The sequence below is a fragment of the Micromonospora sp. NPDC093244 genome, from assembly GCF_040683695.1.
Classification (GTDB): Bacteria; Actinomycetota; Actinomycetes; order Mycobacteriales; family Micromonosporaceae; genus Micromonospora.
Window position 1 is genome coordinate 1 of sequence record NZ_JBFBEO010000010.1, and the last position, 23302, is coordinate 23302.

28 protein-coding genes are annotated in these 23302 nt (G+C 72.5%); 12 read left to right on the plus strand and 16 right to left on the minus strand.

From position 1 onward, the window contains the following. Window positions 1-846: 846 nt before the first annotated feature. Complete coding sequence (locus AB0N27_RS28675) at window positions 847-1629, minus strand: DedA family protein (protein WP_364376445.1); 783 nt, start codon at window positions 1627-1629, stop codon at window positions 847-849. Between AB0N27_RS28675 and AB0N27_RS28680 the strand changes: the two genes are divergently transcribed. Genes AB0N27_RS28680 through AB0N27_RS28690 form a run of 3 tightly spaced genes read left to right on the plus strand, consistent with a single transcriptional unit; the run spans window position 1628 to window position 3774 of the window. Continuing rightward, window positions 1628-2380, plus strand: coding sequence for a carbon-nitrogen hydrolase family protein (locus tag AB0N27_RS28680; protein WP_364376448.1), 753 nt, complete (start codon window positions 1628-1630; stop codon window positions 2378-2380). The genes AB0N27_RS28675 and AB0N27_RS28680 overlap by 2 nt on opposite strands. A 19-nt stretch (window positions 2381-2399) precedes the next feature. Then, window positions 2400-3230: an MOSC domain-containing protein gene (locus AB0N27_RS28685; protein ID WP_364376451.1), complete on the plus strand. Its 831-nt coding sequence runs from the start codon at window positions 2400-2402 to the stop codon at window positions 3228-3230. A gap of 46 nt (window positions 3231-3276) precedes the next feature. Further along, complete coding sequence (locus AB0N27_RS28690; protein WP_364376454.1) at window positions 3277-3774, plus strand: DinB family protein; 498 nt, start codon at window positions 3277-3279, stop codon at window positions 3772-3774. A 166-nt stretch (window positions 3775-3940) separates the two neighbouring features. Here AB0N27_RS28690 and AB0N27_RS28695 read toward each other — a convergent pair whose 3' ends face one another. The 6 genes from AB0N27_RS28695 to AB0N27_RS28720 all read right to left on the minus strand — a co-directional run bounded on the left by AB0N27_RS28695 (window position 3941) and on the right by AB0N27_RS28720 (window position 8781). Next, window positions 3941-4582, minus strand: a complete 642-nt coding sequence (locus AB0N27_RS28695) for a histidine phosphatase family protein (RefSeq protein ID WP_364376457.1) — start codon at window positions 4580-4582, stop codon at window positions 3941-3943. Between the two features lie 33 nt (window positions 4583-4615). Beyond that, entirely contained in the window at window positions 4616-6061 is a 1446-nt protein-coding gene (locus AB0N27_RS28700) for a serine/threonine-protein kinase (RefSeq protein ID WP_364376460.1), read from the minus strand. A gap of 93 nt (window positions 6062-6154) precedes the next feature. Next, window positions 6155-6349, minus strand: a complete 195-nt coding sequence (locus AB0N27_RS28705) for a hypothetical protein (RefSeq protein WP_364376463.1) — start codon at window positions 6347-6349, stop codon at window positions 6155-6157. 2 nt (window positions 6350-6351) lie between these two features. Next, complete coding sequence (locus AB0N27_RS28710; protein WP_364376466.1) at window positions 6352-7395, minus strand: substrate-binding domain-containing protein; 1044 nt, start codon at window positions 7393-7395, stop codon at window positions 6352-6354. 130 nt (window positions 7396-7525) lie between these two features. Next, the gene (locus tag AB0N27_RS28715) at window positions 7526-8413 is read right to left on the minus strand and encodes a helix-turn-helix transcriptional regulator (RefSeq protein ID WP_364376469.1); all 888 of its coding nucleotides are present in this window, start codon (window positions 8411-8413) and stop codon (window positions 7526-7528) included. Between the two features lie 128 nt (window positions 8414-8541). Beyond that, window positions 8542-8781 (minus strand): DUF397 domain-containing protein, encoded by a 240-nt coding sequence (locus AB0N27_RS28720; protein ID WP_151488475.1) that lies wholly within the window; start codon window positions 8779-8781, stop codon window positions 8542-8544. Between the two features lie 266 nt (window positions 8782-9047). Here AB0N27_RS28720 and AB0N27_RS28725 point away from each other — a divergent pair, with 266 nt between their 5' ends. Then, on the plus strand, window positions 9048-9698 hold the full coding sequence (locus tag AB0N27_RS28725; protein WP_364376710.1) for a GGDEF domain-containing protein: 651 nt from the start codon (window positions 9048-9050) through the stop codon (window positions 9696-9698). Window positions 9699-9716: 18 nt separating this feature from the next. On the opposite strand, the gene AB0N27_RS28730 is transcribed toward AB0N27_RS28725, so the two are convergent. Then, window positions 9717-10706 carry a phosphotransferase gene (locus AB0N27_RS28730; protein WP_364376473.1) on the minus strand — a complete coding sequence of 330 codons (990 nt, stop codon included), beginning with the start codon at window positions 10704-10706 and terminating at the stop codon, window positions 9717-9719. Window positions 10707-10914: 208 nt separating this feature from the next. Between AB0N27_RS28730 and AB0N27_RS28735 the strand changes: the two genes are divergently transcribed. Beyond that, window positions 10915-11565, plus strand: a complete 651-nt coding sequence (locus tag AB0N27_RS28735; protein ID WP_364376476.1) for an NAD(P)H-dependent oxidoreductase — start codon at window positions 10915-10917, stop codon at window positions 11563-11565. 6 nt (window positions 11566-11571) lie between these two features. Here AB0N27_RS28735 and AB0N27_RS28740 read toward each other — a convergent pair whose 3' ends face one another. After that, on the minus strand, window positions 11572-12063 hold the full coding sequence (locus AB0N27_RS28740) for a type II toxin-antitoxin system PemK/MazF family toxin (protein WP_364376479.1): 492 nt from the start codon (window positions 12061-12063) through the stop codon (window positions 11572-11574). A gap of 64 nt (window positions 12064-12127) precedes the next feature. Between AB0N27_RS28740 and AB0N27_RS28745 the strand changes: the two genes are divergently transcribed. After that, complete coding sequence (locus tag AB0N27_RS28745) at window positions 12128-12643, plus strand: NUDIX domain-containing protein (RefSeq protein ID WP_364376482.1); 516 nt, start codon at window positions 12128-12130, stop codon at window positions 12641-12643. Between the two features lie 26 nt (window positions 12644-12669). Further along, window positions 12670-13896: a hypothetical protein gene (locus tag AB0N27_RS28750; RefSeq protein WP_364376485.1), complete on the plus strand. Its 1227-nt coding sequence runs from the start codon at window positions 12670-12672 to the stop codon at window positions 13894-13896. A gap of 116 nt (window positions 13897-14012) precedes the next feature. Here AB0N27_RS28750 and AB0N27_RS28755 read toward each other — a convergent pair whose 3' ends face one another. Together AB0N27_RS28755 and AB0N27_RS28760 are read right to left on the minus strand one after the other, a co-directional pair. Further along, window positions 14013-14204, minus strand: coding sequence for a DUF397 domain-containing protein (locus tag AB0N27_RS28755; RefSeq protein ID WP_364376488.1), 192 nt, complete (start codon window positions 14202-14204; stop codon window positions 14013-14015). Continuing rightward, the gene (locus AB0N27_RS28760) at window positions 14195-14962 is read right to left on the minus strand and encodes a DUF5753 domain-containing protein (protein WP_364376491.1); all 768 of its coding nucleotides are present in this window, start codon (window positions 14960-14962) and stop codon (window positions 14195-14197) included. Before AB0N27_RS28760 ends, AB0N27_RS28755 begins: the two co-directional genes overlap by 10 nt. Window positions 14963-15175: 213 nt before the next feature. On the opposite strand from AB0N27_RS28760, the gene AB0N27_RS28765 reads away from it, so the two are divergent. Continuing rightward, the gene (locus AB0N27_RS28765; protein WP_364376494.1) at window positions 15176-15556 is read left to right on the plus strand and encodes a hypothetical protein; all 381 of its coding nucleotides are present in this window, start codon (window positions 15176-15178) and stop codon (window positions 15554-15556) included. Then, window positions 15553-15789 (plus strand): flavin reductase, encoded by a 237-nt coding sequence (locus AB0N27_RS28770; RefSeq protein WP_364376497.1) that lies wholly within the window; start codon window positions 15553-15555, stop codon window positions 15787-15789. Before AB0N27_RS28765 ends, AB0N27_RS28770 begins: the two co-directional genes overlap by 4 nt. A gap of 24 nt (window positions 15790-15813) precedes the next feature. Here the strand turns inward: AB0N27_RS28770 and AB0N27_RS28775 are convergent, their stop codons facing one another. The 5 genes from AB0N27_RS28775 to AB0N27_RS28795 form a co-directional block, all read right to left on the minus strand. Next, the gene (locus AB0N27_RS28775) at window positions 15814-16221 is read right to left on the minus strand and encodes a DUF2267 domain-containing protein (protein ID WP_364376500.1); all 408 of its coding nucleotides are present in this window, start codon (window positions 16219-16221) and stop codon (window positions 15814-15816) included. 61 nt (window positions 16222-16282) lie between these two features. Further along, window positions 16283-16681 carry an NUDIX domain-containing protein gene (locus AB0N27_RS28780; RefSeq protein ID WP_364376503.1) on the minus strand — a complete coding sequence of 133 codons (399 nt, stop codon included), beginning with the start codon at window positions 16679-16681 and terminating at the stop codon, window positions 16283-16285. A 55-nt stretch (window positions 16682-16736) separates the two neighbouring features. Next, window positions 16737-18113, minus strand: coding sequence for a hypothetical protein (locus AB0N27_RS28785; protein WP_364376506.1), 1377 nt, complete (start codon window positions 18111-18113; stop codon window positions 16737-16739). Beyond that, window positions 18110-18931 carry a sugar phosphate isomerase/epimerase family protein gene (locus tag AB0N27_RS28790; protein WP_364376509.1) on the minus strand — a complete coding sequence of 274 codons (822 nt, stop codon included), beginning with the start codon at window positions 18929-18931 and terminating at the stop codon, window positions 18110-18112. The genes AB0N27_RS28785 and AB0N27_RS28790 overlap by 4 nt, the downstream gene beginning before the upstream one ends. Then, window positions 18932-19969 (minus strand): zinc-binding alcohol dehydrogenase, encoded by a 1038-nt coding sequence (locus tag AB0N27_RS28795; RefSeq protein WP_364376511.1) that lies wholly within the window; start codon window positions 19967-19969, stop codon window positions 18932-18934. Window positions 19970-20084: 115 nt separating this feature from the next. Here AB0N27_RS28795 and AB0N27_RS28800 point away from each other — a divergent pair, with 115 nt between their 5' ends. From AB0N27_RS28800 to AB0N27_RS28810, 3 genes are read left to right on the plus strand one after another with little or no spacing between them, the layout of a single operon-like run. After that, on the plus strand, window positions 20085-21479 hold the full coding sequence (locus tag AB0N27_RS28800) for an extracellular solute-binding protein (RefSeq protein ID WP_364376514.1): 1395 nt from the start codon (window positions 20085-20087) through the stop codon (window positions 21477-21479). Beyond that, entirely contained in the window at window positions 21476-22432 is a 957-nt protein-coding gene (locus AB0N27_RS28805) for a sugar ABC transporter permease (RefSeq protein ID WP_364376517.1), read from the plus strand. The genes AB0N27_RS28800 and AB0N27_RS28805 overlap by 4 nt, the downstream gene beginning before the upstream one ends. Continuing rightward, window positions 22432-23298, plus strand: coding sequence for a carbohydrate ABC transporter permease (locus AB0N27_RS28810; RefSeq protein WP_364376520.1), 867 nt, complete (start codon window positions 22432-22434; stop codon window positions 23296-23298). Before AB0N27_RS28805 ends, AB0N27_RS28810 begins: the two co-directional genes overlap by 1 nt. Window positions 23299-23302 lie beyond the last annotated feature (4 nt).

Genomic DNA, 23302 nt, shown 5'->3' on the forward strand with positions numbered 1-23302 from the left:
CAACCGGGCCGGCGAAGACGCCACCGGCGAAGGCCAGACCAGCAACGGACAGCACACTCTTACGCATGATCGTGTTCATGGGGGTAGCTCCTTCGAGGGTAGGAAACACCCGCGTGACAAGCCGGGTGTGAGCACCTCGTCCGGCGCTGCACAAAGACTTTGAGGAAGGTCGGCGGCCTGCGAGCGGGGCTCGCGGCGCCGAGATCTGGGTGTAACCAACCGGGGGCCGGGGTCATTCCGGGGGTGGCCCATCCGGCGGCACCCACATTTCGGCGGTGCCTGGGGGTCTGTGTAACGACCGGCGGACCGGGGTCATTCCGGGGCCGGCGGCACCCACATCGAGGCGGCGCCCGGGGGTCTGCAACGACCGGCCGACCGGGGTCATTCCTGGCGGCGGCCCATCCGGTGGCACCCACATTGCGGTGCCTGGGGGGTCTGCAACGAGCGGGCAGGCCGGGCAGTGGGGCCGGGCGATGAGCCGTGGTCCTGCGATCGTCAGGGTATGTAACGACCCCCGGCCGGCCATGATTCCGCCGCACCGGTGCGACCGGTCACAACCCACACGAACCCAGACCGGACAAACACCCCAGCCGGACACGCCGGGCGGGCACCCAGGGCGCTCAGGGCGCTGATCCACTCCATATCGCCGATACGGCGGCATCGGGACGCCGGGACACCGCCATATCGGGGATGTTGTTTCGATCAAGGCCGGTCGATCATGACGAAAGGGATCCAAGGGACAACGCGCCCTTCGGGGGCCAATTGTCCGGACTCCGGAGGCCTGAAGCCGACCGGACCGGCGCGGCGCAACGCGCGCATCTCGGCCGACCGTCACGGATCGCCCGTCTAGCGGTCGTTGGCGGGCCACGAGCCGCTGCGGTAGAGAGTGCCGCGACCGCCCGGGTCGGGCACCCCGTTCGGCGAGCGCTGTTCGGGGGCGGTGGGTTCGGGGTTCCGTGCGGCGCGGCGGGCGCGAAGCACCCGGGATCCGACGAACCACGCGACGCCCGCCACACAGACCACGATGACCACCTTCTGGAGCGTGCCGACGTACCCCTCGACGAGGTGCCAGTTGTCGCCGAGCAGGTAGCCGGCGAGCACGAAGGTGGTGTTCCAGATCAGGCTGCCCAGCGTCGTGTAGAGCAGGAAGACAGGTACGGGCATCCGCTCCACCCCGGCCGGGATGGAGATCAGGCTCCGGAAGATCGGGATCATCCTGCCGAAGAAGACAGCCTTCACGCCGTGCCGCAGGAACCACGCCTCGGTCCGGTCCACGTCGCTGAGCTTGATCAGCGGCAGCCGGGCCGCGATGGCGCGCATCCGGTCGCGGCCCAGTGACGCGCCGATCAGATAGAGGGCCAGCGCGCCCACCACCGAGCCGAGCGTGGTCCAGAAGATCGCACCGAACAGGCTGATCCGGCCCTGCGCGGCGACGAACCCGGCCAGCGGCAGGATCACCTCGCTCGGGATCGGGGGGAACAGGTTCTCCAACGCCACCGCCAGGCCCGCGCCCGGGCCGCCGAGCCGTTCCACCAGGTCGCTGACGTAGCCGACGATGCCGCCCTGCGGCGGTTCCGCGGCGGCGGCAGGGGTTCCGGTGGCGAGCACGGCGTGCGACGTTCGAATCATGCCCACACGCTACGAACCGATCCTGAGAGCCAACCGAGAGACCGCCGTACGCGCGGCCGACCGTACCCCGCTGCGGCTCGCGGCAGCGCAGCCACTGTGCGTACCCCTTGATGTCGCGGCCAACGCGCGGGCGCACGCCGACGCGGTCCGCGCGGCGCGTGCCCGGGTGGTGGTCTTTCCGGAGCTGTCGCTGACCGGGTACGAGTTGGACGGCCCTGTCGTGCCCACCGACGACCCGCGGTTGGCGCCGCTGGTGCGGGCGTGCGCCGACACGGGGGCGCTGGCGCTGGCCGGCGCGCCGGTCGCCGGTGACCACATCGGGGTGCTGGCCGTGACCGGTGACGGTGTGAGTGTGGCGTACCGCAAGATGTGCCTGGGTGACGCGGAGGCCCGCCGGTTCCGGCCGGGTGACGTGCCGGGTGTGGTCACTGTGGACGGATGGCGGCTGGGGCTTGCCGTCTGCAAGGACACAGGCGTCGCCGCGCACGCGGAGCGCACGGCCGCGCTCGGCGTCGACGTGTACGCGGCGGGGGTGCTGGAGTCGGCGCGCGACGCCGCCGTGGTGGACCAGCGGGCGCACCGGATCGCCGTCACGCACCGGGTGTGGGTGGTGGTGGCGAGCTTCGCCGGGTCGACAGGTGGCGGCTACACGGAGGCGGCGGGGCGTTCCGGCGTCTGGACGCCACAGGGCGAGGTGTGCGCACGGGCAGGTACGGCACCGGGAGAGCTGGTTCGAGTGAGCATCGACTGAGCCCGGTTAGGGTGACGGGATGATCCCAGGACGGCTGGTGCAGCTGCGGCGATACCCGGTGAAGTCGTTGCTCGGCGAGCGGATCCCGGCCGCCGAGGTCGGTGTGGCCGGCGTCGTGGGTGATCGTGCGCTGGCCCTCGTGGACCGGGCCAGCGGACGGGTCGCCAGCGCCAAGCAACCGCACCGATGGCGCGACCTGCTCACCCTGCGGGCCACCGGCGGGGCACCCGACCCGGTCCGGATCACCCTGCCCGACGGGCGGCACCTGTCGGCCGTGGACCCCACCATCGACGTCGCGCTCAGCGCGGCGGTGGGCCACGAGGTGATCCTTGTCGACACCCTGCCGGACGGTGCCACCCTGCTGCGGTCCCACCCGGACGCGGTGCTCGCCGCCGGCCTGACCGACGAGCTCCCGGCCGACGAGAGCCGACTCGGGGCGGTGGCGCCCGGGACCTTCTTCGACTTCGCCCCCATCCACCTGGTCACCACAGCGACCCTGGACCGGATCGCCGGGAGCCTGCCGCCCGGGGCCGGCACTGTCGACCGTTACCGACCCAACCTGGTGCTCGACACGGACGCGGGGGCCTTCGCCGAGAACGAATGGGTGGGTCGGGAGCTGCGGGTCGGCCCCGACCTGGTGCTCGCCGTGCTCGCTCCGACGCCGCGCTGCGCGGTGCCGACGCTCGCGCACGGGCCACTGCCCCGCGAGGCCGAGGCGCTGCGGGTGCCCGCCCGACTCAACCGGGTCGAGCCGCTGCCCGGGATGGGCCCGCAGCCGTGCGTCGGCGCGTACGCCAGGGTGGTCCGCGCCGGCCGCGTGGCCGACGGCGACCGTGTCACAGTCGGTTGAGCGTGCCGTGGTTGCTCTCGACCGGCCGGCTTGGAATGCTTCCGTCATGACCGTTTTCCCGCCCACGTTCGCCGAGGATGTCGTCGGCCAGCCGGCGCAGGCGCAGTTCGAGGCGTTCATCGACGAGCACCGCCTGGCGCTCGACGGTTACCTGGATGGGTTGACCGAGGAGCAGGCGCGCCGGTCGTTGGTGCCGTCGCGGACCACGCTGCTGGGTCTGGTGAAGCACACGACGTTCGTCGAGAAGGTCTGGTTCGACGAGGCTGTCACCTGCCGCTCGCGGGCCGAGATCGGCATCCCGGCGACGCCCGACGAGTCGTTCGTCCTGGACGACGCCGACACGATCGCCACGATCCAGCGGGCGCATCGTGAGGCGTGCGAGGCGTCCCGCCGCGCCACGGCGTCGCTCGGGCTGGACGACCTGCTCCGGGGCAACCGCCGTGGCCCGTTGCCGCTGCGCTGGGTCTATCTGCACGTGCTGCGCGAGCTGGCGCAGCACTGTGGGCACGCGGAGATCCTGCGCGAGCAGATCCTGAACGACTGACCGGGCCGTCGCCATGACCGAGCTGACCGTGCCCACCGTCCGTCTGCACGACGCCTGATCGTCTGCGCGGAGGACAACGCCGCGTCGGCGCGGACGATAGAACGCTGCGGCGGCGTCCTGGAGGGCATCGGGGACACCGAGCTAGGCCCGGCGCGCAGTTACTGGATCACCCTCTAGCCCACCCGGCGGTGTCGCCGAAGCGGTGCAGGGCCCAGCGGGCCGGTGGCCAGGCGCCGGTGTCGTGGTCGGTGGTCCACTCGGTGATCGAGGCCGGCGCGATGACCAGGTCGAACCCCCGGTGCAGCGGCTGGGCGGCGAGCGCGTGGAAGGCGACCTCAACGGTCGCGGTGTGGCCGACGAGGACCACTGTGGAGCCCCGGTGCCGCTGGGCGATCTCCATGATCGCCCGGCTGATCCGGACGACCAGTTCGGCCCAGCTCTCGTTGCCTGTCTCGAACGGCCGGAACAGCCCTCCGCCCACCGCGGCGTGCTCGCTCCGGAATCGGGTGAGCGGCAGGCCGTCGGCGTACGGGGGCGTGTGCCAGGTGCACAGACCGCAGTCGGCCACGGCGCGCAGGCCGAACGCCGCGGCGATCGGTTGCGCGGTCTCGACGGTCCGGCGCAGCACCGACGAGTAGACCGCGACCGGCCGGTCGACGGCGTGGTCCTCGGCGAGTCGTCGGGCGAGCCGGTGTGCCTGGTCGTGGCCGAGCGCGGTCAGCCCGCGACATCCGTGCGGTCCGCCCACGGTCCCGTCGACCTGGTGGACCGACTCACCGTGACGCACGAAGATCAAGCGTGTCCGCATCGGCCCATCATGCCAGTGAGACAGGCAGATGGATCAGTCGTCCGTACGGTCGGTGGAGAAGGTGCTCGCCTTGCTGAGCAGTTCGTCGAGGTGGGCGGCCGTGCGCGGGGAGAGCCTGTCCCTGTCGACCAGCTCGGCGATGCGTTCGCGCAGGTCCGCGACGCGCTTGGCGCGGTCCCGGGACCGCCGGTTGGCGTCGGCGAGATCGTCGCGCAGGTCCTCGGCCGTCCTGCGGTCGATCTCACCGCGCGCCTGCGCCTCGGCGAGCGTCGCGGTGAACTCGTTGGTGACCTGGCGCAGGCTGACCGGTACCTGCTGACCGACGGTCGAGGGCGCGGCGCTGCTGGGGGCGGGGGACGCGGACGGCGCCGACGTCGGCGACTGGGTGCTGGGTCGGGGCGACGGGGTGTTGCTCGGCGGCGGGCCGGCGACCTGGGCGGGACGCTCGGGAGTGTCCAGGTTCTGGGCGAGCAGAGCGCCCCCGCCGACCAGCGCCGCGAGGCCGGCCGCGACCAGCACGGCGGCGCGCCGCCGAGAACGCCGGCGCGGTGGGGCCTCTACCGGTGCGGGGTGGGGGCGGGCCGCCGAGCGGTCGATCAGCGTGGGCGGGTGGGCGCTGGGCAGGATGCGCAGCAGCTCGGTAGGAGGCTCGACCGGCTGGCCGGCCCCGAACCGGCGGGCCAGGTGCGCAGCGGACGGGCGGCGGGCCGGGTCGGCGGCGAGGCAGGCGACTGTCAGCTCGGCGATGTCGGAGGGCAGACCGGCCACCCGCAGCGGCGGCACCGGCGTGCCCCGCCGGTGCACGTCGAGGGCGTCCTCCCAGCTCTGCACGGGCAGCGGCGCCTGCCCGGTGAGGGTGCGGTAGAGCAGCGCGCCGAGGGCGTACACGTCGCTTGCCGGGTCGGGTGGGCCGGCGGTGAGGCGTTCCGGTGCGAAGTACGCGGGTGTGCCCATCAGCGGCTCGCCGGACTGGCTGTCGAGCCCGCCGAGCGCGGCGATGCCGAAGTCGAGCACCTTGGCGCCGGTGTCGGTGAGCATGACGTTGCCCGGCTTGACGTCCCGGTGCACCACCCCGATGCGGTGTGCGGCGGCCAGCGCGGCGGCGATCTGCCCGGCCACCCGGACCGCCTCGGGCCAGGGCAGCGGGCCGGTACGCAGCCGGTCGGCCAGGTTGTGCCCCTCGACCAATTCCATGACCAGGTACGGGACGACGACGCCGCCGGCGAGTGTCGCTTCGGCGTAGTCGTACACCTGGGTGACGTGCGGGTGGGTCAGCCGGGCCGCGGCGCGGGCCTCGCGTTGGATGGTGGCCCGCAGTTGCGGGTCGGCGGCGAGTTGCCCGGCGAGCACCTTGATGGCGACCGGCCGGCCGAGCACCTCGTCGTCGGCCCGCCACACCTCGGACATGCCACCGAGACCGATCCGCTCGTGCAGTACGTAGCGGTCGTGGAGACGGAGGGTGGGCGTGAAGGGCGACATGGCTTCACCAGTCTGCCTGGCGAGTTCCCACTCGACCACCCTGCGTGCCCGGGCCGGCACCCTTCGTCCCGTTCATGCCCAAATGGGCGGTGGTCAGGAGCAGCGGGGCACCGGTCGGGGCTGGATCCGGTCGGCGAGCCGGCGCAGGGCGACGGCTGTCGCCTGCCGGCTCGGGGCGAGCAGCGGCCGGCGGACGCGCTCGACCTGGACGGGCGCGTCCGGGCGGGCCGAGTTGACGTGGCGGCTCATGGCGTCGAGAGCGGTGACGTATCCGGTCGGGTATTCCATGATCAACTCCTCGGGACAGGTCCGGTGGAGGTCCGGACGACGAGTGCGGTGGGTAGCAGGACGTGGCCGGCAGTGGCATCAGCGGGTGGGTCGAGCAGCAGTTCGGCGGCGATGCGGCCCTTCTCCTTCGCCGGTTGCCGGACGGTGGTGAGGCCGGCCGCCGCGGCCTCGGGGACGTCGTCGAAGCCGGTCACCGACACCGACGGGTTGGCGCCGCCGGGCCGCTGGGCCAGGACGTCCAGCACGCCCAGGGCGAGCACGTCCGAGCCGGCCAGCACGGCGGTCGGCGGCGCCGGCCCGTCGAACAGTCCGGCGACGGCGGCGGTCGCTGCCTGGCGGCTGTTGCCCCGGGCGTTGAGCAGGGTCAGGTCGGCCCAGTCGACGCCGACCTCGGCGAACGCGTCGGCGAAGCCGGTGAGCCGGCCCCGGGTCGTCGGGTGCCACACCTCGTGCGCCCCGGACAGGGTGAGCGGCCCGGCCGGCGCGTCGGGCAGCACCGCGTCGGCGAGCAGGGCCACCCGGCGGTGGCCGAGACCTGCCACGTGCGCGGCGGCGCTGTACGCCGCGGCCCGTTCGTCGATGCCGACGTACCGCTCGTCCGCGCCGGCGTCGTCGCGGGGGGCGGTGCTGACGTACGGCAGCCCGCGCGCCCGGATGACGTCCAGGGCCCATTCCTCGTCGGCCACGCAGTAGACGCAGAAGCCGTCGACCGCGGCGTTCTCCACCGCTCGTCGAGCGTCGGTCTGCGCCTCGGGCAGCGGCACGAGCAGCATGCTGGTGCCGTGCCTTTCGGCGGCCTCCCCCACGCCGGCGAGAAAGCGGACCGCGAACGGGTCGGTGAAGGCGTACGAGAGTTGGGAGGTGAACAGCACCCCGATGGAGCCGACGAAGCCACGCCGCAGGGATCGCGCGGTGGGGTTGGGGCCGGGGTAGCCGAGCTGGCGGGCGGCGTCCAGGATGCGCTCGCGCAGGGCGGCGGAGAGCTGGTCGGGGCGGCTGTACGCGTTGGACACGGTGCTGCGGGAGACGCCGACGGCGTCCGCCACGGCTTGCAGTGTTGGCTTCACCGGCACCCCTCTGTATCGATCCAGACTGTATCGATACAGAGACTAGCCCGACGAGTCGGCGACGGTCAATACGGAAGGCCCGCGAACGCTCGGTTGTCGCGGGCGGGCATCACGCCTGGTAGTGCTCCTCCAGCAGCCGCCCGAGGATCTCCGGCGTACGCTCCGGCGGCTCGGCCTCGACGCAGAGCCGCTCCATGGCGACGGCGTAATACTCCAGGTCGTCGCGCTTGTCGAGGTAGATCGCGCTCGTCAACTGCTCGATGTAGACGATGTCGGGCAGCTCCTGGTCACCGAAGCGCAGGATCGTGAAGGCGCCGCCGGCCGCGGCGTGCCCCCCGGCGGCGAACGGGATGACCTGGAGGCGGATGTGCGGTGACTTGGTCGCCTCGATGAGTGCGGTGAGCTGGCCGCGCATCACCTCGGCGCCGCCGATCGGCCGCCGCAGTGCCGCCTCGTCCACCACAGCCCAGAGCTGCGGTGGCTTGTCCCGCTGCAGCAACTGCTGGCGCTGCATCCGCAGCGAGACCCGCCTGTCGATCTCGGCGGAGCCGGCGGAGCCGTGCCCGAGCAGGACGACCGCGCGAGCGTACTCCCGGGTCTGCAACAGCCCGGGGACGAACTGCACCTCGTAGCTGCGGATCAGCGCGGCCGCCGCCTCCAGGCCCAGATACGACTGGAACCAGCTGGGCAGCACGTCGCCGTAGCGGTGCCACCAGCCGGGGCTGTTGGCGTCCCGCGCGAGCTTGAGCAGCGCCTCGCGCTCACCCTCGTCGGTGACGCCGTAGAGGGTGAGCAGGTCGGCCACGTCGCGTTCCTTGAAGCCGACGCGGCCCAGCTCCATCCGACTGATCTTGGATTCGGAGGACCTGATCTCCCAGCCGGCGCCTTCCCGGGTCACCCCGCTGGACTCCCGCAGACGACGCAGTTGGGCGCCGAGCAGCATGCGCAGCACGGTGGGCCCGGTTGTCGGGCCTCCCTCGGCGGGAACCATCGTCACGTGCGGACCTCCGCATACCGACCTCGCGGACGGGAACCCGGCCCGACCGACGTGTAAGCATGCCATGGACCGACAGTGAGGTGAACTCCTCCGGACCGGTGATTCGGGTCGGCCCGGCAGGGGGCGGGTCAGTTGATCAGATGGTCGAAGTCGCCGTCCCGCGCGCCGAGCACGAACGCCGCGATCTCGTCCACTGTGTAGATCAACGCCGGCCCGTCCGGATGTCGGGAGTTGCGGACCGCGATGCCGGCTCCCCCGGGCAGTTCGGCGAGTTCGACACAGTTGCCGCTGGGGTTGCTGCGGCGGCTTTTCTGCCAGGTCAACGGGGGCAACTGATGGATCGGCACACCATTGGGTGGCTGCTGCATGAGGGAGTCTTTCTGCTCACGAGCCCGCCGGTGCCCGTGGGAGGAGCGGTGACGGCGAGGGGTGCGGTAACGACGTCGGACAATTCTGCACGTGCATCTGCTATTGCATCTGCACCGGACGGCGAGCATGATAACGCACGTGAATGGTGCGCATCCGTTCACGTTGAGTAACTCTGGGCTGGGCAACCACCCGGGGGAAACGGGCCCGGCACGGTGTGCGCCGCGTCGGCCGGAGACTGGAGGCGGTCGCGCTGATGGGAGGGCTCCTGCCGGATCCGATGAGTGTCGCCTCCGGCATCTGCGCGGCGGGTGCGCTGCTCTCCTCCTGGCAGTTGCGCCGCAGAGCGGTGCGCGCCGAGGCCGAGATCGGCCACCTCCAGGCCGAGTTGGCCGCCGAGCGGCACGCGGCCAGCCACGACCCGCTCACCGGCCTGCCCAACCGCCGCGCCTTCTACCGGCTCGCGGCCGCCCTGCTCACCGACGCGGCCGGGGAACCGCTGATCGCCGTCGTGCTCGACCTGGACGACTTCAAGCAGATCAACGACAGGTACGGCCACGCGGCCGGCGACCAGGTGTTGATCAGCGTGGCTGAGCGGTTGGCCGGGTTCGCCGGCGACAACCTGGTCGCCCGGCTGGGCGGGGACGAGTTCGCCGGGCTGCTCGCCAGCCCCACCATCGACAGGCGGTGGATCGACCACGCCACGCGACGGCTCAGCGAGACAGTCGCCGCGCCGATCCGGCTGGCCGGGTGCAGCGTACGGGTGACCGCCTCGGTGGGGCTCGCGCCGGTGACCGGCCCGGCTCAGCTCACCGACGCCCTCAGTCGCGCCGACGCGGCCATGTACCAGGCGAAGAGCCTCGGCGGCGCCCGTTCACCCCGGCAGCTCGTCGACAGCGTCCCGCTGGCCGAGCTCTGAGCTGCCACACCGGCGCGGTCACCGCCGGGCGAGGTCACGCAGCGCCACCTCGGCGAGGGTGACCAGGCCGTCCGCCGACACCAGTCCCCGTACGATCCGGCGGGCGAAGGCCCGCTCGGCCTCGTCGGCGCCCGGATCCAGAGCCTGGCGGGTCCAGTCGCTGAGGTCGTCGAGCGCGCGGACCGCGAGGAACCAGGCAAGCCGCGTCGGGTCCGGTTCGGTCCCGCCGTAGCCGCCGAGCACCACCTCCCGCTGCTCGGCGGTGACCGGCGCGAAGGCGAGCACCCCACCGGTGACGAACATCAGGTCGCACTCGGGTGGCGCGAGCACCGCGTCGTCCCAGTCGATCAGCCAGACCTGACCGTCCGGGGCGAGCAGCAGGTTGCCCAGGTGCGGATCGCCGTGGCAGACCACAGGCGTCCCCGCGGGCTGGTCGACGGCGAGGCGTTCGACGGCGCGGATCAGCAGGGACACCCGGTCGGCCGCCGCCGACCAGACCGCCGCCAGGTCGGCGGCCACCGGATCCGGTGCCGGGTCGCGCAGCCGTCGGGCCACCGTCCGGGTCGCGGCCACGATCCGGGGGTACGCGGACCCGCCGCGCGGCAGCAGCCGCGCCAGCTCGTCGGTGACCGGCACGGCGTGCACCGCCGCCAGCACCTCGCCGTACGAGCGCCAGTGCGCCACGGTCACCGGACCGTCGAGCGCCCGGGTGTCGGAGACCCACGGCACCACGGTGAGGCGGCGGCCGTCGCGGTCGGCCCACAGCCGCCCGTCCCGGGTACGCAGCGGCGCGGCTACGCCCGGCACGCCCTGCCCGGCGAGGTACGCGGACACCGCCAGCCCCGCCGAGGTGCCGCCCCCGCTGAGTTTCACGGCGTACCGGGTTCCGTCGACGGCCCGCGCCCGCCACATCTGGGCGTACCGGTCGGCGCCGTGGGTGACCGCGTCCATCGTGGTCATGTCGAGGCCGAAGTCGGTACGGACCCAGTCGGCCACCTCGGAGGGCATGCCGACACCCTGCCACCGGGTGGACGGCCGGCCCCACCGAATTACCGCTCGGGCAGCGGGCGGACGACGACGCTTACCGGATCGGCTCGCGTTGTGCCGCTTTCACCTGTCCGGGTGATTCGGCCCGGGTGATTCGGTCCGCGTGATTCGGGCCGGCGCCCGGGTATGGGGTGACGGTGAGAGTGCCCGACGGCCGAGAGGAACAGACGTGGCGAGCATCCGCGCCCTCGTACTCAACTGCACCCTCAAGCCGTCGCCGGCCCCGTCGAGCGCCGAGCAGCTCGGCCGGGAGGTCCTGACCGAGCTGGCCACGCAGGGTGTGGACGGCGACCTGGTCCGGGTCGTCGACCACGATGTGCGTTTCGGGGTGTCCACCGACGAGGGGCACGGCGACGGCTGGCCCGCGATCCGCGCCAAACTGCTGGCCGCGCAGATCCTCGTCATCGCCACGCCGATCTGGCTCGGTCAGCCGTCGAGCGTCTGCAAGATGGTCCTCGAACGCCTCGACGCCGAACTCTCCGAGACCGACGCCGAGGGCCGGCTCCTGACCTACGGCAAGGTGGGAGGCGTCGCCGTCGTGGGCAACGAGGACGGCGCACACCACACCATCGGCCAGGTGCAGCAGGCGCTCAACGAGGTGGGCTTCACCTGCCCCGCCGCCGGCGCGACGTACTGGGTCGGCGAGGCACTGCACAAGGTGGACTACCGTGACGCCGGGCCGAAGGACGACACCACAGGCCGTACGACGAAGGCTCTCGCGCTGAACAGCGCTCACCTCGCACGGCTGCTCGCCGACCAGCCGTACCCGCCGCCGGACGCGCGCGGCGCCGCGGTCGGCCCGAGCCGCGAACCGGCCTGACGGAGGTCAGCGCCAGCCGTAGCCGGCGCGCAGTGCCTGCCCGACCCGCTCGAACCGGGGCCGGTCCAGGATCGCGCCCTCGCGGCGGATGCTGTCCTCACGCATGGTGAGCACCCGGTCGAGCCGTACCCAGCTCGGCCTGTTGTCCCGGTCCCACTCGCCCGGGCCGAGCGCCAACCAGTGCCGCTGCCCGTCCCGTTCGCTCTGGCTGGACAGCATCAACCCGAACAGCGTCCGGCTGTGCCGCCCGACCACAAGCACCGGCCGGTCCTTGCCCTGCCGGGGGTCGTCCTCGTACGGCACCCAGGTCCAGACGATCTCGCCGGGGTCGGCCTGGCCGTCCTTCTCCGGGGCGTAGGTCAGCTCCCGGCGCTGCAGGGCGCTCACCTGGCGACGGCGGGCCACCTGCGCCGGACCCGGCCCGGTACGGCGGGGCGACGGGATCGCCGCGCCGACCCGGGAGATGCGCGCCGCCACGTTCCTCAACAGTCCAGCCACGGCGGGCAGCCTACCGGCCCCGGGCGGGCCACCGGCGCGGGCGGTGCTGCGGCAGACTGGCCCGATGAACGAGGTGCCCGACGACCTGCCGATCCTCGAACGGCGTGCCGTGCGGGTGGTGGTCCTCGACGACGCCGAACGGGTACTGCTGTTCCACACCCGGGACCCGGACCATCCCCGGCTGGGCACCTGGTGGGAGCTACCCGGCGGCGGCATGGACGCCGGGGAGACGTACCGGGACACGGCGGTGCGGGAGCTGCGCGAAGAGACCGGCCTCGTCGTTGCCGCCGACCAGATCGGCGAGCCGACCTGGCGGCGGCGGGCCAGCTTCCTGCACCGGCAGGTGCGGCACGTCCAGGACGAGGTCGTCGTTCCGGTACGGCTGACCGGCCCCGGCCCGGACGTGGACGAGGCGCACCGGCTCGACTACGAGTTGGAGGACTACTTCGGCTTCCGCTGGTGGCCGCTGCCGGAGGTGGTGGCCAGCCCGGACCGCTTCTACCCGGGTCAACTCCCCCGGCTGATCACCGGCTTCCTGGCCGGAGAGGAGATCGACGAGCCCTTCGAGCTGTGGTCGTGAGGCGGCCCGGCAGGCAGAGTGGGGGCATGACGACCGACCTGCACGGGCCGCTCGCCGCGTACGCCGCGCGGCTGCACACCACGATCGGCGACCGGCACCACGTCGCCTCGCCGCTCGGAGCCTGGCTGCTGCTCGCGCTGGCCGCCGCGACCGCACCCGACCGCGCCGAGGGGCCGCTGACCGAGGCCCTGGGCACCGACCCGGACACCGCCGCCACGATCGCCCGCGCGCTGCTGGACGCGCCGCACCCGCTTGTCGCGTCCGCCACCGCGCTCTGGCACCGGCCCGGCGAGGGCGACGGCGGGCCGGCCGACTGGCGGGCCGCCCTGCCCGCGACGACCGAGGTGGGCGTGCTGCCCGACCAGGCCGGGTTGGACGCCTGGGCGCGCGAGCACACACTCGGCCTGATCGAACACTTCCCGCTGAAAGTCACGCCGGAGGTGGTGCTCGCCCTCGCCAGCGCACTGGCCACCCGCATCTCCTGGGCCGAGCCGTTCGACGTCGCCGACGCCCGGGCGCTCGGCCCGGACAGCCTCTGGGCGGGCCGGCTGCGCCGGGTGCTGCGCACCCCGGAGCACGGTCACCGGTGCGCCATCGCCACGACACCGGAGGCCGGTGACGTGATCACGCACGCCGCGTCGGCCCAGGCGGACGACGGCGCCGGCCTGGTCGTCCTCTCGGTGGCCGCCGCGCCGGGGGTGCCGCCGGCCGATGTGCTGGCCGCCGCGTACCGGATCAGCGCCCGCGCCGCCGACGGCGCGCCACCGGCCGGTCACCGCGCGCTGTTCGACCTGCCGCTCGGCGACGCTCCCCTCTGGACGATCCGCGAGGAGAGGGTACGAACCAGCGCCCGCGACGGACGCGAGGAACGGCACACCGCCGTGCTGCCCTGCTGGTCGGCGCGCAGCGAGCACGACCTGACCGGGTCGTCGCTCGGCTTCGCCGCCGCGTCGGCGACCCTGGCAGAGGCGCTGGCCCTGCCGGTGCGGACCTTCGAGGCGCGCCAGGTGGCGATGGCGACATTCGGGCGGTACGGCTTCGAGGCGGCGGCCGTCACAGGCATGTTCGGGCTGACGAGCCTGCCACCGGAGGGCGTCCGCCGCACCGCCGAACTGCGCTTCGGCCACCCCTACGCGGTGGTGGCAGCCGCCACCGACAGGCGCTCCGACGGGACCACCGGCCCGTGGCACGGCGTGCCTGTCTTCTCCGCGTGGGTCGCCGAGCCCGAGGAGCTACCCGACGCCCACGCCTGACCGCCACGCTCTTGCGTGATCAGCTCAACATCGCCGATGTGGCGGTATCCGAGTGGCCCGGATACCGCCACATCGGCGATACGGAGTCGATCACCGGGGCTGCTGGGCCAGCCCTGCTACGGGCGTGCGGCGGTCGCGGTGACGAACGCCCGCCAGGCGGCCGGGGCGAAGGCCAGGGTGCCGCCGTCACGGTTCTTCGTGTCACGGACCAGGACGACGCCGGGCAGATTGTCGGCAACCTCGACGCAGTCACCGCCGTTGCTTCCGCTCTTGGTGCTCTTGCGCCACCGCGCGCCGGTCACGTCCATGATGCTGCCGCTTCTCTCAGGAGGTCCAGGGACCGCCCTCGGGGAAGGGCCTCGCCCCGGATGCGTTCCCATCGTCGCTCGAGGGTAGCAATTTCCGACGTCTGGTCGACTATCTGAGCCTGCGCCTGACTGTCCACATGACCCACTCGGGTGCCGTCTGGCAGCTCTGCGAGGGTGAACGGCCCGTTCAGTCCCGGGTAGGCGATCGCCTCGCTGGGCACGATGTGGAGCTGCACGCTCGGCAGATCGGCACAGGTGACGAGGTGAGCGAGCTGATCCGCCATGAGAGAGCGCCCTCCGGCGATACCGCGACGGATGATCCCCTCATCCAGCACCGCCACGAAAAGCGGCCCACGTTCACGGCTGAGGATCGCCTGCCGATCCATGCGAGCGGACACCAACTCGTCTACCTCTGTCGCTGTCAGCGCTTCCCAGGCGAGCGTGGCGCGGGCGTAGGCCTCGGTCTGGAGCAGGCCCGGCACCCAGGCGAGTTGGAACGCGCGCAGGGCGACCGCCTCGCGTTCGATGTCGACCCACGGCCGGAACCAGACCGGCTCCCTGCGGTTGACGATGTCCGGCCACAGGTCGACCACGTCCTTGCGGAGGATCTTCGCCACCTCGGCACGGTGTCGGGTCTGCGGGACACGTCCCGGGTTTGCCCAGCGGGCCACCGTCTTCGGGTGGATCCCCATGCGACAGGCGAGGCTCTCGGCCGTCTCGGAGGCTTCGGCGAGTGCCGCGACGAATGCATGGTTCATGCCCGCGTCCCTTCGGGAGCAAATGGAGCGTTCCGAAGAAATCATCTAACGCTGTGTGATTGTTCGACAACCCTCGGAAGGGTAGTCGGTGAGACGGCGCGAGCGGTGGAGGCGTACGGAGCCCACCGAGCGCGTTCGTAGCGGGGGCCCGGTCGACCCGACGGCGAGCACCGAGGCCGGGCCCCCTTCCACCACCGCACACGAGGGGAATCCATGTCGGACGCACGCAGGAGGCCCGCCCCGGGAGCGGCGGGACCGGACCCGCAGGCGCAGGCGCAGGCGCAGGCGCAGGCGCAGGCGCAGGCGCAGGCGCAGGCGCAGGCGGGGACGATCCGATCCGGCGACGTGCTGCGCCTGAGCCGGGACGCGAGCCCGCAGTTCGTCAGGCCGATCACGGTGCGCGTGATCCGGGTACTGGCCGAGCGGCACACGTACCACGGTTGGGCCTGGATCGAGTGCTACGAGTTGGGGCGCGACGGGGACGCGGTGGCCCGCCGGGAGTTGTACCTGATGCCCGCCGGCGCGCACCCGTTGGCGGGTCCGCCCGCGCCGCCGCGCCGCCGCCCCGCCGTACCCCGACGGGTGGCGGTGTGAGCCGCCGCCCGGCCCACCTGCCCGCGCGGCCCACCTGGCGTTGCCGGGCGTGCGGAATCGCCTGGCCGTGCTCGCCGGCGAAGCTGCGCCTGCTCGCCGAGTACCGGAACGACCGGGCGGCGCTGCTGGCCCACCTGACGGCGGTGGGCGCGGAGGCGGCAGTCGACCTCGGAGTGTCCGCATCGCCGGCCGGCCTGCGCGAACGGTTCACCGGGTGGGCATCGGCCCGATGACCGGACGGAGCGCCCTACGCGCGCTCACTCCCCGACCGGCGGCGGCACGGCGGGAGTCACTCCGCCTTCCTGATCACGGGCCACAGCGTCGACCATCTGCCGGAACTCGCGCACCGTGACGGCCTCGCGCAGCGTCGCGAACACCGCCCCCGTGCCCGCCCGGGCGGTCGCCTCGTCGACACCCGCCCGATCGGCGACCCGTCGCAGGAACTCCGCCGGCCCCGCAGTGGCGGCCGACGCGGCCGGCGCGCGATCCGGGCCGCGCAGGTACGGATGGAGTTCGTCAGGAAGCTGACCGGCGGGGTCGTGATTCCCGCCGCCGGTGACCCGTTCGGCCATCGTCTGGAGAACGGCACGCGCCACCACGGCAGCCTGCTCGGTCGGCAGCCCGGAGCGCCGGGACACCGCGTCGATGAAGCGGGGGAACCGCACGCCGCCCTCCTGTCCGCCACGGGTCCCGCGCTTACCCGGGCACACGCTCGGCAAACGGCGCTCAGCGCAGCAGACCCGCCGTCCGCAGGTACGCGAAGATGACCTGGTCGACCGGGGAGGTGCGGTGCCGGTCGGCGTACCCCAGCCAGGCCATCTCGGCGATCTCGGCGGCCGGCCGCAGGCGTCCCTCGTACCCGGCCCGGTAACAGGTCATCCGGACGGTGGTGCCGGCCGCGTGCCCGTGCGCCTGGGCGGTGAACGTGCCCAGGTGCACGGCGTCGCGTACGTCCACGGCGACGCTCAACTCCTCGTCGATCTCCCGGCGCAGGGTCTCCAGGTCGGTCTCCCCCGGCTCGCGCTTGCCGCCCGGCAGGTACCACACGTCCTTGCCCCGGGAGCGGGTGCTGAGCACCAGCCCGTCCCGTACGAGAATCCAGGCCACCTTGTCGATCTCGGCCATGCCGTCCCCTCCCCGAGCGTTGGGGCGGGCACGCTACCACGGGCGGCGGGGCCGCTCAGCGCGCCGGCCCGTCGGCCAGCAGGTCGAGCAGCAGCGCGGCGGTCCACGCGAACGCCGGTGAGCCCAGCCCGACGCCGGTGTCGGGGTGGAAGTACTCGTGGCATCCGGCGCCGGCGACGAGGCCGATCATGGATTCGCGCAACCCGGCCGCCAGGTCCGGATGCCCGTGCGCGGCGAGCCCCCGACGTACCAGCCAGCCGACGTTCAGCCAGCTCGGCCCACGCCAGTAGCGAAGCGGCTCGAAGTCCGGTGCGGTGCGGTCGTGGCTGGGCAGCGGCCGGTCCATCCGCCCGGCGATCCCGAAGCGCGCCGACGTCGCCTCGACGACGAGCGCGTCGACGTGCCGCGCCGGCAGGTCGGGCAGGATCAGCGGCGTCAGCCCCAGCACGGTCCGCGCGCCGAGCAGCCGGTCGGTGCGCAGGTCGCGGGGTTGGAACGTACCGGAGCCCGGGTCGTACAGCCGGCGGACCAGCGCCTCGGTGATCCGGGCCGCGTGGACCCGGTGCGGCCCGGGGTCGGCGCCGGTCAGCACGGCGATCTCGGCGAGGGCGTGTTCGGCCCCGCCGTACGCCGCGTTGAACAGCGGGCACTCCACCAGGAACGGGTGGCGCTCGGCGAGGCCCCGGTCGGTGTAGCCGTGCTCCCGGTAGGCGGCGACGATCGCCAGGTACCGCGCGTAGTCCAGGTCCGTGGGGCGGTGCGCGGCGTCGGCGTGCGCGGTGTCGTGCCGACGGTACGCGCGCATGACTGCCGCCTCGGCCGGCACCGCCGCCATCGGCTCGTCCCAGGCCGGGCTGTTGTCCAGTCCGGACTCCCACGGGTGCACGACGCAGACCAGTCCGTCGCCCGCCACGTCCCGCCGTCCGGCCAGGTAGCGCTGCTGGGCGACGAGCGCCGGGTAGAGCCGGCGCAACGCGGTCAGGCTGGCCTGCCCGGGTGCCCGCCGGTACGCCAGCAACGCGGCGAGCGCGTGCACCGGCGGCTGGACCAGACCGGAGGTGTGCACGGCAGGCGCCCCCTCGGCGGTCGCCGAGCCCCACAGCTCCGGCCCCGGGAAGTACGAGCCGACGCGAAGCGCCGGGTTGAACACGATGTGCGGCACCCGCCCGTCGGCCCACTGCGCCCGGAACAGGCTGTCCAGCTCCGTCCAGGCCCGCTCGGGGCGGATCTGGGCCAGGCCGATCGCCATGAACGCGGAGTCCCAGCTCCACTGGTGCGGGTAGAGGGTGCGCGACGGCACGGTGTGGTCGTGTTCCCAGTTGGAGTCGAGCGTGTCGATGGCGATCCGGCGCAGCCCGGCCAGGTCGGCGGGACCACAGGTACGGGCCACGGCGGTCCCGCCGACGCGTGCCGGCCCGACCTCGGCGCTCATGCGGCGGCCCGCCGGGGCAGCGCGTGCCGCAGCACCGTGGCGGCCTGTTGCAGGGCGCGGACCGGGTCACCGCGCAACCGGCACTCCAGGGCCAGCCAGCCCCGGTAGTCCAGCTCCAGCAGGGTCCGCATCAGCGCCGGCCAGTCCAGGTGCCCGGCACCGGGCTGGTACCTGTTGGAGTCGCTGACCTGCACGTGCCCGAGGTACGGCGCGGCGGCGCGCAGCGCCCGGTGCACGTCGTCCTCCTCGATGTTCATGTGGAAGGTGTCGGCGACCACCCGCACCGAGGGCAGCGCGAGCGCCGCGCACAGGGCGACCGCCTCGTCGAGCCGGTTGACCATGTGGTCCTCGTACCTGTTGAGGGGTTCCAGGAAGAGGGTGACCCCCTCGGACCGGGCGTGCTCGCCCAGCTCGCCGAGCGCGTCGAGGAGGACCTGTCGGTCGCCGGCCGGCGGACGGGGCGGCTCGAACGGCGGCAGCCGCCGGGAGAACATCCCCCAGGCGGCAGGGGTCATCACTCCGACGCCGCCCAGCTCGGCGATCACCGACAGTTGCGAGCGCAGGTTGCGGACCGCGTCGGCGGACCGGGCCCTGTCGAAGTCGCCGATGAAGTGGTCCATCTCGACGCAGACGGTGGGCATCACCACCCCGGCGGCGCGGGCCCGGCGCAGCTCCGGCAGCCGGCGGGCGAACGCGAGGTCGCCGCGTCCGCGCAGTTCGATGCCCTGGTAGCCGAGGGCCGACGCGAGGGCGTACTTCTGGATCAGGTTGGTGCCCGGCAGGAGTTGTTCCTGGCAGGCCAGCGCGATGGTGGTCATCTAGAACCTCAACACCACTTGGAGGACGTCACCGGCGCCGCGGTCGAGCAGCGCGAGGGCGTCGGCGACCGCGCTGGCGTCGACGATGTGGCTGACCAGCGGCAACGGGTCGACGCTGCGCTCAGCCACCAGGTCCATGAAGGTCTGCGCCACCCGGTCCCCGGTCCACCGGCCGGCCATGCTCGGCGCGGGGGTGGGGCCGGAGACCTGGGCGGCCACCAACTGGATGCGGTTGTGGTGGAACTCCTCACCGAGGCCGAGCGCGTCGGCCTGGCCCTGGTAGAAGCCGGCGGCCACGACCCGACCGGCGTGGGCGGTCGAGCGGATGGCCTCGTGCAGGGCCGGGTACGCCCCGGACAGCTCCAGGCAGACGTCCGCGCCCCGGCCGCCGGTGGCCCCGCGCAGAACGGCGGCGGCCGACTCGACGCCGGCGTCCACGATGCTCCGCGCGCCGTAGCGGGCGGCGTGCTCCAGCCGGTCGGGCACCCGGTCGACGGCGACCACCCGGGCGCCGGAGAGCACGGCGAGTCGGGTGGCGAGCAGACCGATGACGCCCTGCCCGAAGACACCCACCCAGTCACCCAGGTGCAGGTCAGCGGCGAGCACGGCGGTCAGCGCGATGGCGCCGGGCCGGGCGAAGACGCCGGCCAGCGGGTCCAGCCCGGCGGGGAGCGGACGGACCGCGTCGGCGGCGAGCACCGCCTCGGCCCGGTGCCCCCAGATGCCCCACACGAGCTGCCCCGGGTGCCTGTCGGTGACCTCCGGCGACACCTCGACGACCTCGCCGACCTCCTCGTAGCCGAAGCCGACGAGCGGGTAGGGCACCGGCGTCTGCCGGGGGACGAACATCCGGGCGGCGTCGTCCCAGTCCTTGCTGAGTCGGGGGTTGCTGCCCCGGTAGAGGGTCAGCTCGGTGCCGGCGGAGATGCCCGAGTAGCAGGTGCGGACGCGGACCTGGCCGGGGCCGAGCGGATCCGGGGGGCAGGGCTCGAGGCTGATCCGTCGAGGCCCGGCGAGAGAGACCACCCAGTTGCCCATGTGTCACATCCCGGTAGCACTGGGCTCCAGGATAGCAAAAAATCGCTATATGTCTTGTCATTGATCTATCGAACGTGTTGGATCCCGTATGTACCCTTCGAGAGGAGTGCCACCGATGTCAGCACCTCCGAGGCGGATACTCGCCACCACCCTGATCATGGCACTGACCGCGTCCACCCTGCTGGCCTGCGGAGACGACGAATCGGACAGCAACAGCAAAAAGATCACCGTCTGGAGCCTGGAGGACGTCGCCGACCGCGTCACCGCCACCAAGGCGATCATCGCCGACTTCACCGCCAAGACCGGCATCCAGGTCGACCTGGTCACCGTCAACGAAGACCAGTTCCCCTCCCTGATCGCCGCAAACGCGGCCGCCGGCGACCTGCCCGACGTGGTCGGTTCGGTCTCCCTGGCCGGCATCCGTACGCTCGCCGGCAACGAGCTGCTGCACGCCTCGGCGAACGCGGAGGTCGTCGACAAGCTGGGCCGGCAGACGTTCTCCCCCCGGGCGCTGGAGCTGACCGCCGACGACGGCAAGCAGCTCGCCGTACCCAGCGACGGGTGGGGGCAGCTGCTCGTCTACCGAAAGGACCTGTTCGCCGCCGCCGGCCTGCCAGCCCCCGACACGTACGAACGCATCACCGACGCCGCGGCGAAACTGAACACCGGTGGCGTCGCCGGGATCACCGCGGCCACCGCCCCCAGCGACGTGTTCACCCAGCAGACCTTCGAGCACCTGGCGCTTGCCAACGGCTGTCAGCTCACCGACGACTCCGGCAAGGTCACCCTGGACTCACCGCAGTGCGTCGAGGCGTTCCGCTTCTACGGCGACCTGATCCGCACCAGCTCGATCAAGGGCGCGCAGGACGTGGACACCACCCGGGCCACCTACTTCGCCGGCAAGGCGGCAATGGTGATCTGGTCGCCGTTCATCCTCGACGAGCTGGCCGGGCTGCGCAGCGACGCCAAGCCGACCTGCCCGCAGTGTCAGGCCGACCCGACGTTCCTGGCGAAGAACAGCGGGTTCGTCACCGCCATCAAGGGGCCGAACGGCACCGAACCGGCCCAGTACGGCGAGATCAGCTCGTGGGCCGTGCTGGACGGCGCCGTGACCGACCCGGCGAAGTCCTTCGTGGAGTACATGCTCAGCGACGGCTACCCGCGCTGGTTCGGCATGTCCCCCGAGGGCCGCTTCCCGGTGCGCAAGGGCACCCAGGCCGAGCCGGAGGCGTACCTGACGGCCTGGAACACCAGCCAGGCCGGCGTGGACGCCAAGAAGCCCCTCGCCGACGTGTACGGCGACGAGGTGCTGGCCACCCTGCGCCGCAGCCCGGACACCTTCGGGCGGTGGGGGCTCACCCAGGGCCAGGGCAAGCTGGTCGGCGCCATGCTCGGCGAACTGCCGGTGCCCAAGGTGCTGGGCGACCTCATCGCCGGCAAGTCCGACCCGGCGGCCACCGCCGGACGGGCCAAGAAGGACGTCGACGCCATCAAGTCGGGCGTCAATTGACCACCACTGCGCCCGGCCCCGGCCGCTCCCCCACCCGGGAGCGGCCGGAGCCTCCACGGCGCCGACCACTGACCCTGCGCCGCCGCGAATCCCGTGCGGGGCTCGCGCTCGTCGCACCCACCCTGCTCGTCACCATCGCGGTCATCGGCATCCCGATCGTGTGGACATTGGTGCTCGCCTTCCAGCGGGTCCGGCTCGCCACACTGCGCAAGACCGGCCTGTTCGGCGAGTTCACCATGGACAACATCGACCGGGTGCTGCACACCCCCGGCTTCGCCGACACGCTGTGGGTCACGCTGATCTACAGCATCGGCGGCACCGTCGGGTCGATCGTGCTCGGCCTCGTCGCCGCCCTGGTCGTCCGCCGGCCGTTCCGGGGCCGCACACTGGTCCGGGCGTCCATGCTGCTGCCGTACGTGGCGCCGGTGGTCGCGGTCACCTTCGTCTGGCAGGTGATGCTCGACCCGCAGCTCGGCATCGTCAACCACTGGGGTCAACGGCTGCTCGGCTGGGACGCCCCGGTGCCGTTCCTCACCCAGGAGTCGACAGCCCTGGCCACGGTGATCGCCTTCGAGGCGTGGCGGTACTTCCCGTTCGCGTTCCTGTTCCTCCTGGCCCGGCTCCAGGCGGTGCCCGGTGAGCTGGAGGAGGCTGCCCGGGTCGACGGCGCCACACCCACCCAGCGGTTCCGGCACATCCTGCTGCCGCAGCTGCTCCCGGTGATCGCCCTGCTGGGGGTGCTGCGCTTCATCATGACGTTCAACAAGTTCGACGACGTCTACCTGCTCACCGGCGGTTCGGCCGGCACCGAGGTGGTGAGCGTCCGGGTGTACGACTTTCTCACCGCGCGGACCGACATCGGCGCCGCCGCCGCGCAGGCGGTCGTCCTGGCCGTCGTCCTCATCGTGTTCGTGCTGATCTACCTGCGCTTCTTCGGACGGAGGGTGGGCTGATGGACCGCGACACCGTCGAGACGGTGAGCCTGCGCTGGCTGCGCCGACTGGTGATCGCCGTGTTCCTGGTAGTCACCGTCTTTCCCTTCTACTACATGCTGGTCCTGTCGGTACGCCCCATCGAGCGGCTGCTGCTCGACCCCGGGGCGCTTGTGGTCGGCTTCGGTGAGCTGACCGTCGCCACGTACGCCGAGGTGCTCAAGGCCACCGCCGACGGCGGCCAGGGGTTCCTCACCTTCATCCGCAACAGCGGCCTGGTGGCCGTCGCGGCGACGGCGCTCACCCTCGTGGTGGCGATCCCCGGCGCGTACGCGGTGGCCCGGCTGCGCTTCTTCGGCCGGCGGCAGGTGGACTTCCTGTTCCTGGCGGTCTACCTGTTCCCGTCGATAGTCATCGCGATCCCGCTGTTCGTGGTCTTCACCCGGGCCGGTCTGCGCGGTTCGCTGTTCGGGCTGGTCCTGGTCTACATCTCGCAGACCCTGCCGGTCTCGGTCTACATGCTGAAGAACTACTTCGAGACCATCCCGGTCAGTCTGGAGGAGTCCGCAGCCATCGACGGGGCCGGTCGGCTCGGCATCATCCGCCGGGTCAGCCTGCCCCTGGCCATGCCGTCGATCATGGCGGTCGCGCTGTACGACTTCATGATCGCCTGGAACGAGTTCCTCTTCGCCCTGCTGTTCCTTGTCGACAAACCGGACAGGTGGACGGTGTCTCTTGGGCTATCCCTACTCGCCGACGGGGTGGAGGTGCCCAAGACGGTGCTGATGGCCGGATCGGTAGTCCTCACCCTGCCCATCGTGATCCTCTTCTTCGCCAGCGAACGGCTGCTCACCGAGGGGCTGACCAGCGGCGCCGAGAAGGGCTGACCCG